Annotated in this window: 14 protein-coding genes; 6 read left to right on the top strand and 8 right to left on the bottom strand. The window is 39.3% G+C overall.

Annotated features, from left to right (window positions below; genetic code table 11):
- Window positions 1-20: 20 nt before the first annotated feature.
- The 4 genes from ORQ98_RS08720 to ORQ98_RS08705 form a co-directional block, all read right to left on the bottom strand.
- Window positions 21-641 (bottom strand): LysE family translocator, encoded by a 621-nt coding sequence (locus ORQ98_RS08720; RefSeq protein WP_274688414.1) that lies wholly within the window; start codon window positions 639-641, stop codon window positions 21-23.
- Between the two features lie 30 nt (window positions 642-671).
- Complete coding sequence (locus tag ORQ98_RS08715; protein ID WP_274688413.1) at window positions 672-1,145, bottom strand: hypothetical protein; 474 nt, start codon at window positions 1,143-1,145, stop codon at window positions 672-674.
- 1 nt (window position 1,146) lies between these two features.
- Window positions 1,147-2,205, bottom strand: coding sequence for a bifunctional transcriptional activator/DNA repair enzyme AdaA (locus ORQ98_RS08710; protein WP_274688412.1), 1,059 nt, complete (start codon window positions 2,203-2,205; stop codon window positions 1,147-1,149).
- 283 nt (window positions 2,206-2,488) lie between these two features.
- Window positions 2,489-3,913 carry a cellulase family glycosylhydrolase gene (locus ORQ98_RS08705; protein ID WP_274688411.1) on the bottom strand — a complete coding sequence of 475 codons (1,425 nt, stop codon included), beginning with the start codon at window positions 3,911-3,913 and terminating at the stop codon, window positions 2,489-2,491.
- A 378-nt stretch (window positions 3,914-4,291) separates the two neighbouring features.
- On the opposite strand from ORQ98_RS08705, the gene brnQ reads away from it, so the two are divergent.
- Entirely contained in the window at window positions 4,292-5,632 is a 1,341-nt protein-coding gene (brnQ, locus tag ORQ98_RS08700; RefSeq protein ID WP_274688410.1) for a branched-chain amino acid transport system II carrier protein, read from the top strand.
- A gap of 166 nt (window positions 5,633-5,798) precedes the next feature.
- Complete coding sequence (locus ORQ98_RS08695; protein ID WP_274688409.1) at window positions 5,799-6,059, top strand: hypothetical protein; 261 nt, start codon at window positions 5,799-5,801, stop codon at window positions 6,057-6,059.
- 107 nt (window positions 6,060-6,166) lie between these two features.
- On the opposite strand, the gene ORQ98_RS08690 is transcribed toward ORQ98_RS08695, so the two are convergent.
- A complete protein-coding gene (locus tag ORQ98_RS08690) occupies window positions 6,167-6,976 on the bottom strand; it encodes a DoxX family membrane protein (RefSeq protein WP_274688408.1) in 810 nt (269 codons plus the stop codon).
- Window positions 6,977-7,263: 287 nt separating this feature from the next.
- Window positions 7,264-7,662 (bottom strand): transporter substrate-binding domain-containing protein, encoded by a 399-nt coding sequence (locus tag ORQ98_RS08685; protein ID WP_274688407.1) that lies wholly within the window; start codon window positions 7,660-7,662, stop codon window positions 7,264-7,266.
- A 131-nt stretch (window positions 7,663-7,793) separates the two neighbouring features.
- Between ORQ98_RS08685 and ORQ98_RS08680 the strand changes: the two genes are divergently transcribed.
- Both ORQ98_RS08680 and ORQ98_RS08675 read left to right on the top strand, forming a co-directional pair.
- On the top strand, window positions 7,794-8,822 hold the full coding sequence (locus tag ORQ98_RS08680; protein ID WP_274688406.1) for an ABC transporter substrate-binding protein: 1,029 nt from the start codon (window positions 7,794-7,796) through the stop codon (window positions 8,820-8,822).
- Between the two features lie 42 nt (window positions 8,823-8,864).
- Window positions 8,865-12,071: an ATP-binding protein gene (locus tag ORQ98_RS08675; protein ID WP_274688405.1), complete on the top strand. Its 3,207-nt coding sequence runs from the start codon at window positions 8,865-8,867 to the stop codon at window positions 12,069-12,071.
- Window positions 12,072-12,152: 81 nt separating this feature from the next.
- Here the strand turns inward: ORQ98_RS08675 and ORQ98_RS08670 are convergent, their stop codons facing one another.
- Both ORQ98_RS08670 and ORQ98_RS08665 read right to left on the bottom strand, forming a co-directional pair.
- Window positions 12,153-12,443: a hypothetical protein gene (locus ORQ98_RS08670; RefSeq protein WP_274688404.1), complete on the bottom strand. Its 291-nt coding sequence runs from the start codon at window positions 12,441-12,443 to the stop codon at window positions 12,153-12,155.
- A gap of 349 nt (window positions 12,444-12,792) precedes the next feature.
- Window positions 12,793-14,061, bottom strand: a complete 1,269-nt coding sequence (locus ORQ98_RS08665) for a ComEC/Rec2 family competence protein (protein ID WP_274688403.1) — start codon at window positions 14,059-14,061, stop codon at window positions 12,793-12,795.
- A gap of 358 nt (window positions 14,062-14,419) precedes the next feature.
- On the opposite strand from ORQ98_RS08665, the gene ORQ98_RS08660 reads away from it, so the two are divergent.
- Together ORQ98_RS08660 and ORQ98_RS08655 are read left to right on the top strand one after the other, a co-directional pair.
- Window positions 14,420-14,758: a hypothetical protein gene (locus ORQ98_RS08660; RefSeq protein ID WP_274688402.1), complete on the top strand. Its 339-nt coding sequence runs from the start codon at window positions 14,420-14,422 to the stop codon at window positions 14,756-14,758.
- Window positions 14,759-14,891: 133 nt separating this feature from the next.
- Window positions 14,892-16,091 carry a Vps62-related protein gene (locus ORQ98_RS08655; protein ID WP_274688401.1) on the top strand — a complete coding sequence of 400 codons (1,200 nt, stop codon included), beginning with the start codon at window positions 14,892-14,894 and terminating at the stop codon, window positions 16,089-16,091.
- The last annotated feature ends 11 nt before the right edge of the window (window positions 16,092-16,102 follow it).

Genomic DNA, 16,102 nt, shown 5'->3' with positions numbered 1-16,102 from the left:
TAAACTTTTGTATTATACCACTATGTGTTTTCAGTGAATGCCAGTTTCAACCCTAATGCAGCGAAGCTTCCAGCAAAACCTTTCTGAATCAGCATATTCACTTTTTCAGAGTGAATAATATAGTGACGAATACTATTCGCAAGCAGACCATAGATGATAAAAACGACAAAAGTCATAATCATAAAAACACTACCAAGCGCCACCATATTTAACATAGGTTGTTCTATTTGCTGGGGAAGAAACTGCGGTAAAAAAGCAAGGAAGAATATGGTTAGCTTAGGGTTAAGTATATTGATTAAAAAGCCTTTCAAAGCAACTGAAAATGCCCCTTGCTTTTCATGGTGCTCACTTTCTAGCGTTAAAGGAGCACTAGAGCGCCACATTGACCAAGCAAGAAACAACAAGTATGCAACACCAGCATACTTAATAGCTTGAAAGGCAAGTGCACTGGTATGAAAAATAACTGCCAATCCCATAACACTTGCTAGTAGTGATGGAACAATACCTAGTGTGCAGCCAATAGCTGCATATATACTCGCCCTTGCTCCCATAAATAGCCCTGTTGCTACTGTATAGAGCACTCCGGTCCCTGGTATTAACACAACCACTAATGAGGTAATAATAAATTCGATCGATATCATATTAACTATCCATTTTACAATAAAGTAATGTCAATTACTTTCATTTTCAAACTCCAAAAACTGTAGCTTGTGCTTGGCAACAATTTTCTTATGAACTCCACGGTATGCTTGTAATGCCGCTTTACTACAAATACGAAGGCCAGGGAGTTCCAGTCTATTATGAAAAGTATCAACTGGCCATTGCAATAAATAACAATCAGCAAAGAAGTTGGTCGTTAAGGTAACTGGATCAACAAGAAATAGTTCGACTCTAATAGAGTGGTATTCAAAAGCTCGTTTATGCGAGAAACGCTTTTCAGGAATATCTACAAGCGTATCGTCAGACTTAAGCAAATTATCTACACAAGTAAAACAGTGATCTTTTACTAATAGGTCAATATCACTATGCCAACTAGGCTCTCTTAGTTGATACAGTTCCTCTGCCCATCCGCCAAAAACCCAATTATCAACACCTTTTGCTAACAAATATTGGTGTACCTGACAAAGAAATTCAATATTATTCATTTTATAAATTCAAACTTTTCCGCTCATGCTCCAATAACCAACGTTTTCTCTCTAGCCCACCTGCATACCCTACCAGTTTACCATCTTTACCAATAACGCGATGACAAGGGATGATGATCGCTATTCGGTTACAGCCGTTAGCGGTTGCAACGGCTCTTACCGCTTTAGGTTTGTTTATTTTTTCTGCTTGCTGTTGATAAGAACAGGTTTGACCATAGGGTATTGCTTTTAAGCACTCCCAAACTGCATTTTGAAAATCAGTACACGGCGTGTGTAGTGTAACGGTAAAGGTTGTTCGTTCACCTGCAAAGTATTCAGCTATTTCTTGTTTAGCCTGTTTAATATGTTGATTTTCACCAGCAATGATTTTCGCTTTTAATCGCTGTTGTAAATCTTTAAACTCGGTTTCCAACATGCGTCTGTCAACAAATTCTAATAAGCAAACGCCTTGATCTGTTGCACAAACAAACATTGGCCCTAGTGGTGTGGTCAACCGGCTTATTAAAATAATATCATGGCCAGTACTATTTTTAGGCGATTTGCCAATAAATTTTTTATAAGTATAACCGAAACCGCTAAGTGAATCATACCCTGCATCAAAAGCCGTTTCAGTTGCGGTTTTGCCATCTTTCAATTCTTGAAGCGCATTATTGATTCGATACATCCGTTGATAAGCCTGAAAAGTCATCCCATAATTTTTTTTAAACCACCTTCTCACTAGCTCTGGACTGATTTGATGTTCTCGCAGTTGCCAGTCTGTAATTTTTTCCTTGGGATTTTCCTTCACCAGTTTTATTGCTTGTTCTACTGGCTTTGGTGCTTCATTAGCATTTTCAGCAGGCTTGCATACTTTACAGGGTCGGTAGCCTGCATCCAAAGCCTCTTTTAAGGTGGTGAAAAATTCAACATTTTCTAACTTGGGCTTGCGCGCTCGACAGGTTGAAATACAGAACACAGATGTAGTTTTCACCCCCACATAAAATATGCCTACGTAGCTTGGCTCTCTATCCAATAGCGCTTGATAGTAGTTACTTATTGTTTTCTGATCTGTTACTAGCATTTATATAACCTTAACGTCCATATAGCCCACAAGCCGAGGCCATATTCTCTTAGCTATACAGTAGCCAATATGGCTATCAACCGACAACCGAAAACTGAACAAGTATTTTTGGAGATGTGGCTGTCGCAAAACTTAGCGGATATGGGGTGGCAGGGTGTTCTGTAGCTAAGGGCAAGTCTGCTACTGCAAGACTTTCGCGACACCCTCAGATTCTAGGAGCATCTGATCAGATATTTCTTTTACTTCGACAATAGAAATACCCAACCAGACTCAAGCATCAAGCTCAACCAGCAGAGTTAATCTTCAAAGTAACTTGCCTCGGTAACTGGTAACTTTCAAACGACACCTTTAGTATTTCTTTGGTTGCATCCCAGTCTGTCGTCATATATTGATCCATACCTTGTTTAACCTCAATTTGCCAGCCATTGGGAAAATGACGATGTGCCGGTATATAAATTTCTGTTGGCGCAGTTATTTGAGGGTTGTGATTAAACGTTAAGGTAAATTCTTTTTTATCCGGCTCATATAAAAAGTTAACAATTTGCCCAGCTACCGCTCTGGGGTATACCCGAACCAAACCATCTACCAGTACTGTTTCCTTGCCCTGAGCATCCGTTGGCGCCCATGAGCCTGGGTCATTGGACCAAAATGCCCAACTGGCTCCCATATGATCCGCCATAGTGGTCACATCATTTATAAAACGTAAGGCGCCTTCCTGATTAGGACTAATACCAAACTCACCCACTACCAAAGGTACTTTCATTTTATTCAGCTCTTTTACACGCGCATCGGGCCAGGATTTAAACGCTAATACATTACCTTTATAGGCAGCTCCTTCATGGACCAAAACGGGATAAAAATGCGGTGCATAAACAATTCGCGAGCTGCCTGGCCTTGGGTCGTCAATTACACCCAACGTAGAAGCTACTCCGAAATTAACCCCAAATGCCTGTGGCTCAATAAATAACCAGGTGTCATTATCTACTGCCCTAATTCTGCTAATGACGCGATCATAAAAAGGCTTTAATTTAAGTGGTTCAAACAATGGCCAAACGGAGCTGCCACCATAAGGCTCATTCATCAGGTCATAGCCAATCACATTTGGGCTGTCTTTAAAGTATTTCGCGACCTGCTGCCAGGCATTGGCATAGTGTTGTTGTAAATAGCTATGGCTGCCTGAGCCATCCCAGAAATTATCAAAGGCTCTGGTAACCCCCAGCTCTAAGTAAGTTAACCACCAGGGTGAACGAACCGTAACCGGTAAGCCATCCGTAACGGTTGCCCACTCCGGTGCACCATCACCACCAAACTGTAATGCATACAAATCCTGATGCATATCCAACAACACATACATATTATGCTTAGCATACCAGCGTACCCTTTCTGCAATTTCAGCTAAATACTGCTGATCATAAACACCTGGCGCTGGCTCTAGGCGATCCCAAAAGATCAAAAAGCGAACAAAATTAAAGCCCCACTGATTAGCAGCCCTTGCTACATCTTTTTCTTCAATCCAAGGTAATCGGTTGGGTGCAGATTTAGCACTACTGCTGGTATTAAGGCCATGCAATACCAGGGAACGGCCATGTTGATCCGTAATATAACGGGGCTGATCTGGCTTAATTTTACAGCCTGCTATCACTAAAGCCATGGCTAACAAAATTAACCAGCTAAAAGGTCGTAATAAATCCTTTACAGAGTAAGTCATAACTAGTCCTTTTTTATTATTTTTTACTTTTTTGGATGCTTTTTAAACCATATTATAAGTATTTACCGAAACATTGTTACTCATCTACGTATAGTTCATTATAATGCCGCCCTTAATTTCAGCAATTGGCAGGTAATGCGGGCAACGCTATTAGGAACACTCAAGTAATATAATTCTTCAGGTGTTCCTTATGTCCAAAAGACTTCAGCATGCAGCATTTATGTAGCCAGAGTGAAGCGTATACCCTTCACTTTGGGTGTAGCGGGCGTACTATCGAAAACAGCCCTAACACCTTGGTGCTTACTTACCCAGTAGGAGCCCTCTCCCGGATTACCCTACAACTGAACTATTACATTTTTGCACGCTGATAGGTTTTTAATGAATCATAACGCTAGTTTTAAAACAATTGATATTATTGCTATTGGGCTAATGACTTTTGCCCTATTTCTTGGTGCGGGCAATTTAATACTACCGCCAGGTTTAGGCTATGATGCGGGTGCTGAGCTAACACCTGTCATGATTGGTTTTTTGCTTACAGGGGTTGGGTTACCATTACTAGGTATTGTTGCCACTGCAAAAATGAATGGCGGCTTACCCACAATTACTAAGCACTTACATGCCAAAGTAGCCTTTATTATTGGGCTGGTTATTTACTTGTCGATCGGCCCATTGTTTGCGGCTCCAAGAACGGCAGTTGTGGCTTATGAGATGAGTGTCATTCCACTAGCTGAGTTAACAACTGAGCCTAACCAGTACCTCTGGTTGTATTCCATTGTTTACTTCAGTGCAGTGCTGTTAATTTCATTGTTCCCAGGTAGGCTGATGGACTCTATTGGTAAAGTCATTACCCCTCTATTAGTGGTTGTACTAGTACTGATTGCAGCTGGCACCTTCCTTAACCCACAAGGTGAACTACAATCAACTACTCAAATAGAAGGCTCTCCATTTAGTAAAGGCTTTACAGAAGGCTATCTAACCTTAGATACCTTAGCATCGTTGGTGTTTGGTATTGTCATTGTTAATAGCCTACGCCAGCGAGGCATTACTGATTCCAAGCAGCTAACAAAGTACACCTTGGCTGCCGGGTTTATTGCCGCAGTTGGTTTATCGTTAGTTTATATCAGCCTGGCATACCTGGGTGCTACCAGCCATGGCTTAATGGCTGAGAAAATAAATGGTGCTCAGATGATTGGTGTGTATATCAATCAAATTTATGGCCACTGGGGACAAGTCATTTTAGCCATTGCGATTACTTTAGCTTGCTTCACCACAGCCGTTGGATTAATGACCTCTTGTGGTGAATATTTTCATGAATGCTGGCCACAAGTGTCATACCGTACCTTTGTGATAATTTGTACAGCACTTACCGCGTTAGTAGCTAATGTTGGCCTTAGTCAGCTGATGACATTGGCTATCCCGGCATTACTCGCTATCTACCCCGTTGCGATTGGCTTAATACTGCTGTGCTTTATCAGCGACCGATTGTCAAACCCTCGCTTGGTGAATAGCCTGACCTTACTGGCCATTTTCTGTGTGAGCTTATTTGATGGTTTGAACGCTGCTGGTATTGAAGCCATTAAGCCAGTCCATGACGTATACCAGCAACTACCATTTGCCAGCCAGGGGCTTACTTGGTTAATTCCTGGTATTGCAGGCTTTTTAATTGCAGTGGCGCTAGCCAAGCTTTCAACCAGTAGCCGATTGGCTCCTACATCTTAAGCACCACACTTCAGGGCTGTCTTAATAAACAGGCAGCCCTGCTCTCTTTCTCCCGTTTTGTTTTCTACAATCTCTTTATTCTGCATCCACTCTTGCTACAACGGCTTTGCCTACGGCAAGCCAGCAGGCTAAAATAGCAGCACCTCATTTCTGATACAGGAAAACTATGAGTATGCGTTATCTATCTGTTTTTATTTTAGCAACTCTGATTGCCCTAATAACTGGTTGCAGCAAAGTGACCAGTGAAAACTACAACAAAATTAAACTAGGTATGGCAAGCAGCGAAATAGAGCAAATTTTAGGCAAGCCGACTAAATGTGATGCGATTTTGACCGCCAAACAATGTGTATGGGCTTCTGGTAATAAGTCAATTGATGTGAAGTTTGTGAGTGACAAAGTGGTACTATTTAGCAATACCGGGCTTTAAGACAGACACTGCAGCAGAACGTTTTTCTTTTACCCAAGGTTTTAAGTGTTATTACACTCATACCTTTGAAAATCGATAGTCAGTAGGAATGGCATTGAGATCTCACCTTAAGGGTGCTTAATCAATGCCAATGCCACACTGATTGACACTAAGCCAAACTCCCGCCTAATAGCGTAAATATTTTTCAACCAATTATCCGACCAGTCGATCATAAACAGTGCATAATGAAAGAATACTAACGCAGCCAACCAAGCTGCCCACCGCACGACTTTTAGCGAATCGACGGTGAGAGCAGCACCCAGCGCAGCTAATAAAAAAGCAGGGGCAGCAAAGGTAGGTATATGACCAAAACCACCAAACAACGCAGCCACTACCAGTGGCAAAATTAACGCATAGCGTAATTTACCCCACAGTCCATACCAGTACTTTTCAGAAATGACACCATTCAGCTCATTACTAATACTATAGAGCCCTGGCCCTAGCTTATATAAAACAAAGGCTGCGATTGCCATTGCTACTTCGCGAATTTGTACAAGAGGGGCTGGAGCTGTATAAACCGCTACTTCCAGCTGAACATTAGGAATCGTCATAACAGGCAATGCAATGACATAAAAAACTAACATAAAAAATGTCAGCATCGCATTCCACTTAACCGCCAAGCCTGCTATCAGACTGCAACCAACAACTAATTCAATCATTGCCATCAGTGCTAGCAAACTGGCAGGCGTTAACAAGTGCCCCCAACTGCTTTGGAACAAAAAATACTGAAAAAATTGATTAATATAACCTGCTGTGCCTAAATAAAAGCCCAACATGTCAGCAAACTGGGAGGGAGACAATAGTCCTAAAAACTTAATTAACGCTTCAACGACCAACCACCCACCCAAGCCCAGCCGAAGAATAAAGGCTGTTCTCATTACTGAAACTTGATAACTAGGTCTAGTTTGAAGCCCCCCTATTAATACCTGTAACATATGTCACTCTACACATAAAAAATCTCTACTGATTACAAAGACCTTGGAAGTAAGCTTTTCCTTTCAAAATATTCAGTGTAAAGAGGAAGTAAAGGTAAGCCAGATGCTACAAGTCAATCAATAAATTTAGCTAAACGGTCATTTTGTTATTAAACAACTCAGGACTACTAATTGAGATACTCTGATTTAAAATAATTATGATGAGAAGCCCATTCAACGGTCTTCAGTGACTATTGATATTTCTTTCTTACACTATCCATTTCACCACTTTGTTTCATCCTGCTGATAATTTGATTGACTTCCTTAATTGTGTTTTCTGCTACCGATTTAGAATAGATAATATAATGCTGATATTTTCTAAACGACATTGGCAGTACCGTTACTTTATTTTTAAATCCACCCATTTTAATTGAATAAAGCATTCCATAATCATAATAGTAAAAAAAACGGCCACGCTTATTCACTAGCTTTTTCAAATTATCAATAGGTGTATAGCCAGCTTCATCAATAATCAACTTTTCGGGCCTTTTCTTTAGAAAACGAGAAGTGGCTGTGCCAAATACCGTTAAAATTACCCCTTTATTACCTAATGCAGCAATATCAGCAAATGAAGAAACTTGTATTAACATATTAGTTAGTACTTACAGCTTTATTGCTAAATTATGTAACTTAGAAAGTTTCGACTTTTTGCTTTATCATCCCATCTTGGGGTTAATTACCCCCTTTCATGTTAAAGTACTCTGACTCGTAGGTTATGAAAGTGGATATAATCAGGCGCTTAGGCTTGCTTGGCCTTTTAGTTGCTATTTCACAAGTAGTGATTGCAAAAAACAATACAAAAACAGTTGTTGTATACTCAGTGACGAGCTTTAGTAAACAAGCGAGTAAAGCGTTTAGAAAAGCCACTGGTATTAAAGTACATGTTTTAGAGAGATCAGGAAGTGGAGCAACTCTGGCACGAATCACAGGAGAACGACTAAATCCTAAAGCCGATGTGTGGATAGGTGGTAGTCTAGGGGCGCATGCACAAGCAGCATTTAACGGTTTAACCGAACCTTATCGGCCAAACAATTTTGATGAACTGGACCCAGGATTTCGTGACCCTTTAGGCAATAATCGGGTAACTGGCCTATATACCGGTGTACTAGGATTTATTGTCAATTATGATGTGCTAAAAGAAAAGCAACTCCCCACCCCTGATAGTTGGCAATCACTACTAGAGAGTCAGTATCACGGTTTGATTGGTATGAAAAGCCCTTTGGTTTCAGGAACAGCCTATACTACACTCGCTACCTTAGTTCAAATGATGGGAGAAGATGCTGCATTCAGTTATCTAAAAAAACTCTACCATAATCTTTCTGGATACACCCACTCACATACAAGGCTCACTTCTCAGGGCAAACTAGGGATTACAATTACCTTTCTTCACGAAGCCATTGAGGAAAAGCACAAATTTCCAGAAAAAAATATTGATACGATCATCCCAAAAGAAGGTACTGGATATGAAATAGGCGGTTTAAGTCTCATCAAAAGTGGTCCTAACCCAATAGCCGCTAAACACTTTATTAATTTCATCCTCTCAGAAAAAGGCCAAATCCTATTCAATCAAACTAACTATCAATTTCCAGTTAATGTAAAAGTTCAAAAATTCTCCAAAGCACCCAAAATTGATAAACGTAAACTAATAAACTTTAATTTTGCTTGGTCTGGTAAAAACCGCCAACGTCTTATCGATTTATATAAACAAGAAGTATTAGCTAACCCAAACAAAGCCAAACTCAATTATTAAACAAAAACCGCAAACTTAAGCAAAATAATAGACAGTAAAAAAATGGCTCGCAAAACCTTCGACAATATAAAATTAAAAAGCAAGTTAATATTCACTTACTTAATCATAGGCATTGTTCCTTTTGTCGCTATATCTTTGTTAATGCTGAACTACTTCACAAAAAACTTAGAGCAACAAGCATTTAACCAGCTGCTTTCACTGCGCGACATAAAAAAATCGCAATTAACTGAGTACTTCGAACAGGTAAAAAATCAAACACAGTATTTCGTTGGCAGTATTGATAAAGAAAACATGAACACGACTAACACTCGTGTACTTCAGTACTTAATTGATTTTAGAGAAGATATAAAGCCTTTAGCAACTAATAATCAAAATGCATATACTATTCTACAAAAACTATACGTCACTGGAAGTGAAGACGAGCCAACAGATATTCAACTTAACCGCGATTACTATGACTATACCCATGAAGAAATACATCCTTTCTTAAAAACATTTGTTAATCAGTTTCATTTCGATAACCTCTATCTCGTTACTAGTAGTGGTAATATCGTCTATTCAGTGTTCAAAGAAACAAGCTTTGGTACCAACCTTATCAATGGCAAATATGCCAGCAGTAGTTTAGGTCAAGCATTTATACAAGTTAAAAATGCTGTAACAAATAACAGCGCAATGAGTCACAGTGTGTTTTTTTCCGATTTTGATCAAATTAACTCAAATATATCAGCTTTTATATCAATGCCACTTTATGAATATGGTAAGTTTCAAGGGGTCATTATCTTTCAACTACCCTTCAGCCATATTAACAATATTATGTCAACTCGCTCTGGGTTAGGTGAAACAGGTGAAACCTATCTTGTAGGTTCTGACCAACTGATGCGCTCTGAAGGTTATCGAGCACCACGCCAATACTCCATAAAATCAACTCTCGATAACCCTGCTTCCCCTCCAATAGCAACATTGCCTGTACAGACAGCACTCAAAGGAGAAGCTAATATATTAGTGACAACCTCCTATTTAGAGGATGAGGTACTGAGTGCTTATACACCTATTGATGTCTTTGGCTACCGTTGGGCATTAATAGCAGAGGTATCAACTAACGAAGCATTTGCAACGATCAATCAGTTACAACTATTGGCAGTCTTCATTGCTTTGGTCATTATCATTGCCATCATATTTATTGGTTATACCATTGCCAGCACTATTGCAAAACCTATTCTTACCCTAACAGACGCTGCAGAAAAAATTGCTGCTGGCAATTTACAACAAGCAATTGATATCCAACGTCAAGATGAAATCGGCCGATTAGCCCATAGCTTTGCTATCATGCGTACGGCAGTAGCCGATAAAATACATGAAATTGAACAGCAAAATATAGCGCTTAAAAAACTTGATGAATTTAAAAATAATCTATTAGCAAATACTACCCATGAATTAAAAACCCCTTTAAACGGCATTATTGGACTCACTGAGTCGTTAGTTGGTCAAATACCACAACGTTACACAAAGACTTTACATAATATCATCAACAGTGGTCGTCGATTATCAAACTTAGTCAATGATATTCTAGATGCAGCCAAACTTAAGCAAAAACAAATTCAACTAAAAGCTCAACCGTTAAACCTACGTCAAATCGTTGATTTAGATATTTCAATATCAGCCTCCTTAATTGGTGACAAACCAGTCAACCTGGTTAATCTAGTACCAGACTCAATATGCGTACAAGCAGACCAACATCGACTGCAACAAATACTGCAAAACCTGATTGGTAATGCCATCAAGTTTACTGATAGAGGTGAAATCCAAATCCTCGCTCAACCACGACAACATGTTATTGAAGTCAGTGTTATTGATACTGGTATTGGCATTAATATCAATGATCAACAGCGTATTTTTGATGCCTTTGAACAATCGGAGTCAGGTGCCAATCGAAGTTACAGCGGAACAGGTTTAGGCCTGGCGATTACAAAGCACCTAGTAGAACTCCATGGTGGAAGTATTCGAGTAGACTCAACTCCCACCAAAGGATCAAGTTTTATTTTTACATTACCCATTAGCCATGAATCCCCTAAGTTTCAGGAAACAGCGCTAGAACCTACAGTGGAGTTCAGTCAGGTACTAGAGCCACCTCAATTAAATCAAGGTAAAGAAAAAGACTTTGTCATTCTAGCCGTTGATGATGAACCCATTAACTTAGACATTATTTTAAACCATTTAGCCAATAGCAGTTGCCAAGTTGTCCCGGCCTATTCAGGTAAAGAAGCCCTTCATAACGTTAAAAAAAATAAACCAGACCTTATTCTATTAGACGTTATGATGCCACAAATGGATGGCTATGAAGTTTGTAATATATTACGTGAGCAATACACCAGTTATGATTTACCTATTATCTTCCTGACGGCTCGTAACCAGTTAAGCGACTTAATCTATGGTTTTAATGTAGGCGGTAATGACTATCTGACCAAGCCTTTTTTCAAAGATGAATTACTAGCACGGATTAAAGTTCAACTAGAGCTATTAATTCATCGTAAACGAATGAAACAGCTACATCAGTTCTCAAATAACATCAGCCAGTTTAAATCCCATGAAGAAATGGTGCAGGCAACATATGAACTTCTTGTGAGTGACCCTTTAATAGAAGCAGCCGTAACCTTTTTTGAAGGAAAAGTAACCAGCAATACCCCCTCTGCTACAGGCCAGTTGACTCAATATCCACCCTCATTAGATAAAGAAATAGAGCTGACTGAAATTAATAGCCACTTAGTTTCAATGTATATCAAAGTCTCTAACTTTTATGCTTTAGCTGCAACTTTCCCTAAGTCCTCTTCAGAAGAGTGGCTACGCACTATTGTATTACAAGCGCATAAAAGTATAGAGCAAATCCGGCGCATCAGCTCAAGTCCTGATAATGCTATTATTCACAAACATATTGTGCCGTGTCTTAAAGATATTCTGTATATCAAAGTTGAAAAAAATTATTGCATTCTTGTTAAATATAATGGCCAACGTGTCACTGAAGAAATACTGCGCATCCCATTCAAACAAGTACTTTTTTATATAGAAAAAGACCATCTTTTTCAGGTTCATCGTTCCTATGCTATCAATCCCAACAAAATACAATCTATAAGTAACAATAAACTCACTATTTACCTTGAAAATGATTTAGAGGTACCTATTGCTAAGAAGTATCTACCTGATCTTAAAAGCCACTATCCCGAAAAATTCACTGGCGCTGTACTAATGACTTAAGAGCTTAGCTCAGAGTTTTCAGCAGACCACTGTGTCTATGTGGTCTGCTGAAATGTTCCTGCTAGGCTCTGTAATTGCTGGTTATTGAGAGCAACTGACTGTTTCGCCTACTTCTAGAACTGTATAGCTAGAAGAGTCAACACTAATGCTGGTGCACTTGTAGATAGGCCCATCCATTTGCTGGGTTTTCAGTTCATAGTAGAATTTACGGTAATCAGAGCTAGGCTTAGAGTACTTCAAATGAATTAAGAATTGACCACTAGTCAGCGCCTGCACAGAAGCATCATTACTGATATTAGTTAATGTGTTAGCGCTAGCAACTGTTGAAGTGAATGCCAAAGCACCTAATAACATAGCAATTTTTTTGTTCATGATAATTTCCTTACTGTTGTTCAACCTACATTGAATTTAGTTTTTTATTGTTCATGAATGCCTGTAGCCTATTTCACTAACTAATAAAAAACTTTTCGTGAAAGGGTTACTAAGCGAGTGTTCTTGAAACACCACCTATGTTAGCCAATCAAATCAAGCGAAACTATCACTTTGGGACAACACAAACTGTTATGGGATAAACAGGGTAAGTTCTGGGATAACAGTCATGTGGCTTGGGATAACAGCACGTTTATCAGCTGTTATTGAGTAAAGGGCACCTCTAATACTTTATCCCATTTAAATGCTTCGTTATCCCAAAGGCTTATTAAGGATGCCTGTAAAAAGCTTGTTATCTAGATTGAAAAGGTCCAAATACAGCCAACACCTCACGTTTGGTACTGGAGTCATCTAATATAATAACTTGATAGTGATTTCCACCATCATAAACTCTGACCACTATATGCCCATGGGTTGCACTGTATACTCGATTTACCTTAGAGCCAATTACATTTTTTGTTGCAGTTAATAGGTTATTAGCAAAAATAAAACGCTCACCAGGATAAAGTGTTGTCGATATCATTCGACTAAGCACTTCATCCCCCGGATGATCAGAAGACCAACTTTGCTGAATCCATACCTTTGGGCGGATAGTACGTACATAATAACTACTTTGCGAATCACTATTACCATGATGATTTAATGTCGCTACGTCAACCGGCCCAATCACTGGCGCGACTTTCGCTTCTTCGCTGGAAAAATCAGCTGCTCCATAATCATCATTCCCAGCAATATCACCTCCTGTGTAATAATCAAACATTCCATAGCGGATACGAATACCAATACTCAAGTTGTTTTCACCAGGCTTTTTACCTTTATCAATTAAAGAAAAGGTTGATTGCCCCCAACCTGTCCAAGCTGTGCCATTACCATGAATATTTCTAATTTCAAAGCCTGGGTAATCATTTGGTGCTTTTTGTAGCTTGATTTGATTCTTAGAACCGACCGCTATTTTTTGCACCTTCATTCCATATTGCTTTTTATGAGCGGCTAAAAACTGCCAATAAGCTTCCATCGTTTTCATATACGATTGGTCATCAAAGTCTTCCGATACTAGCATTTTTTGCCTAAATAACTGGGTTTTCATTGGCTCAGGTAGGGAGTATTTAGGATAAGCTCTGTCAATGAATGTACCAACTGGTATTGTTTCAACCACTTCGGTTATACCCGAAACAGGAAACGCCCCCAATTTTGATAGGGTTGAGGTTGAATCAATTTCCCCCATATGGTCTTCATGAAAATGCGTAATCACAGCGTAATCTATATTGGTCGCTTTAGGAGTAGGATGAAACTGCTGTATGTAATCAATAACCCACCTGCCAGCCGTTTTACTAGCATTAGGCATTAACTTCGCATTTCTCGCTGTTAACGTGCGCGATCGGGCCTCTGAAATATCACCTGTATCTATTAATAAAGTCGTACCATCAGGTAAAACAATAAAAGCAGCATCCCCCCTGCCCGTACTGATATGATGTAAATCTAAATAACCCTTCTGCCATTCAGGTAAAGAGTCACCAACCATATTTTTTGGTATTCGTTCTGCCACACTAACTGTTGACACAACACACACTAAACAGCCAATGAAAAACCTTATTACAACCATTAATTTGCCTACTCTTTATTAGTTAAAGCATTTATCACCCAATAGTCACAATATATTTTAAATACCGCACTTTAGGTAGCTTTTAAACATTTGTGAAGAATATACTCATCGAGCAATTGGCTTATAATTGTATGTTATCCCTACTTTAACTTGCTTTACCCCAAAAACGTCATCCGTTATCCCAAAACGATTCTCCTTGCCCCAAATCATTTTTTGCAAAGCAAGTGCTGTGGTTATATTTATCTCGTTAACCAAGAATAAGTTAACTCAACAACAAGCATTCTGAATAAAATTCAACCACTAAAAGGTATTTCACATGAAAAAGTTATTATTTTCTGCTGCACTATTTGGTTTATCTTCTATCACTTCTGCTGAGTATATTAATGGCGTCACTATCGATAGAATTCAGGTTAGCAATATTGTCCAAATTACAACTAACTTATCAGTGCCAAACACCTGCAGCTACTTTGGCGCAAAATTCAAATTTGACTCCCAAACGCCTACAGGTAAGAGTATGCTCAGCTTAGTATTATTGGCTAAAGCCACAGGAAAACCTCTTTCTATTTGGTACACCCCAGCCACAGGCGCTGGAGATGAAAACTCTGGGTGTAATCCAGGTAACTTAGCTGTGGTTAATGAAGTTGGTATGTATTAGTACTGTTATTTCAACACTGACTATAAGCCATTGACAAAGTGAAAAGCACGCACACTTTAGGTCAATTTGCTAACTAACAAATGCAAGAACAAACCACCATACATCGCCATTACAGGACTTAGTGAGATGGGCCATGAAATGCTTAAAAACGAAGTTTAGCCAATTAGCAATATTATTAACAGTATCAAGCTTAAGTTATGGAGAAACAATTTTTCTTAGTGACGATATTGTTAAACAATATGCTCCTGTCGTTTATCTACATTCTGATGAAAAATTTCAACCATCATCGTTAGAGTGGTTTACTGATAGCCCTCAAATCAGCTTTGATGGAGCAAGGTATAACTATAACCAATCATTCGATGGTAACTATCATAATCCATCCAATGCAACCGTATTGTATGGACAAAAACCAGGAGCATCAGACACTCCCCCTCCCTATTATGCTATTGTTTACCCAAGAGGCAATAACACTACTGATGTAGTATATGCAATGTTTTATCCTTACAATCAAGGGAAAAAAGGCTGTGAGTTTTTACAAGGGGACTATAAGTTTAATGGATGGGAAGACTTATCAGGTAGTACAGCATGTAAATTAGCATCTGTTGCTAATTATAATAAGTCATACGGTAATCATGTCGGCGATTGGGAATCAGTTACTGTTCGCTTTAATGGTAATACACCTATTGCTGCCTATTTAAGTGCTCATGGGGATCGACCAAAGCATAACTGGAACGAACTGGAGTTTGATGGTCAACGCCCAATAGTGTATTCCGCCTTAGGTTCACATGCTTTGTATAAAAATCAAGGCTACCACACTTCTAATATTACCGATATGCCAACGACTGTAGATGTCGCCATGTGTGCAGCATTTCCTAAAACCTATTCATCCTGTAAAGAAGTATGTATTCCAGTAGTAGGTTGTCATGATGTGTGCTCTCCCCCTATTCCTGATGTTTGCACTAATGTCAGAATGAACTTACGGGAACCTACCAACCGAGGTACTCAATGGAAGCCCTCTGCCAATGATATTCAGGTAATTCATTGGCATGGTCGAGTAGCAGGAGCTGATAGCCCACTCACTAGAAATTATGTGGATAAAGAGTCCTGGTTAAACTTTACTGGTCACTATGGTAATGCAGCTCAAGGTGATGAACAAGGTGGTGAAAGTGAGCTTAATAGTGGCCCCACTGGCCCATTAGATGAGAGCCTTTTTAATAAGATCAGTGGTGGAGCAAAAGACTTAAGCTTTTTAACCCCTAATGAAAAGAGTCAGTGGGTAGGCCTAACCACTGAAGTAATCGCTCATATTATTACTCAAACATTATCAGATTAGTTCCAGTATTA

This window comes from Spartinivicinus poritis, assembly GCF_028858535.1.
In the GTDB taxonomy this organism is placed as follows: domain Bacteria; phylum Pseudomonadota; class Gammaproteobacteria; order Pseudomonadales; family Zooshikellaceae; genus Spartinivicinus; species Spartinivicinus poritis.
The sequence above is the reverse complement of the archived record's forward strand: the minus strand, read 5'-3'. Positions and strand labels throughout refer to the sequence as shown.

Coding starts and splice junctions, on each gene's coding strand:
- brnQ (WP_274688410.1), top strand. CDS start 4,292: ATGAATCATAACGCTAGTTTTAAAACAATTGATATTATTGCTATTGGG.
- ORQ98_RS08655 (WP_274688401.1), top strand. CDS start 14,892: ATGAAATGCTTAAAAACGAAGTTTAGCCAATTAGCAATATTATTAACA.
- ORQ98_RS08710 (WP_274688412.1), bottom strand. CDS start 2,205: ATGCTAGTAACAGATCAGAAAACAATAAGTAACTACTATCAAGCGCTA.
- ORQ98_RS08705 (WP_274688411.1), bottom strand. CDS start 3,913: ATGACTTACTCTGTAAAGGATTTATTACGACCTTTTAGCTGGTTAATT.
- ORQ98_RS08670 (WP_274688404.1), bottom strand. CDS start 12,443: ATGAACAAAAAAATTGCTATGTTATTAGGTGCTTTGGCATTCACTTCA.
- ORQ98_RS08690 (WP_274688408.1), bottom strand. CDS start 6,976: ATGAGAACAGCCTTTATTCTTCGGCTGGGCTTGGGTGGGTGGTTGGTC.
- ORQ98_RS08685 (WP_274688407.1), bottom strand. CDS start 7,662: ATGTTAATACAAGTTTCTTCATTTGCTGATATTGCTGCATTAGGTAAT.
- ORQ98_RS08660 (WP_274688402.1), top strand. CDS start 14,420: ATGAAAAAGTTATTATTTTCTGCTGCACTATTTGGTTTATCTTCTATC.
- ORQ98_RS08720 (WP_274688414.1), bottom strand. CDS start 641: ATGATATCGATCGAATTTATTATTACCTCATTAGTGGTTGTGTTAATA.
- ORQ98_RS08695 (WP_274688409.1), top strand. CDS start 5,799: ATGAGTATGCGTTATCTATCTGTTTTTATTTTAGCAACTCTGATTGCC.
- ORQ98_RS08675 (WP_274688405.1), top strand. CDS start 8,865: ATGGCTCGCAAAACCTTCGACAATATAAAATTAAAAAGCAAGTTAATA.
- ORQ98_RS08715 (WP_274688413.1), bottom strand. CDS start 1,145: ATGAATAATATTGAATTTCTTTGTCAGGTACACCAATATTTGTTAGCA.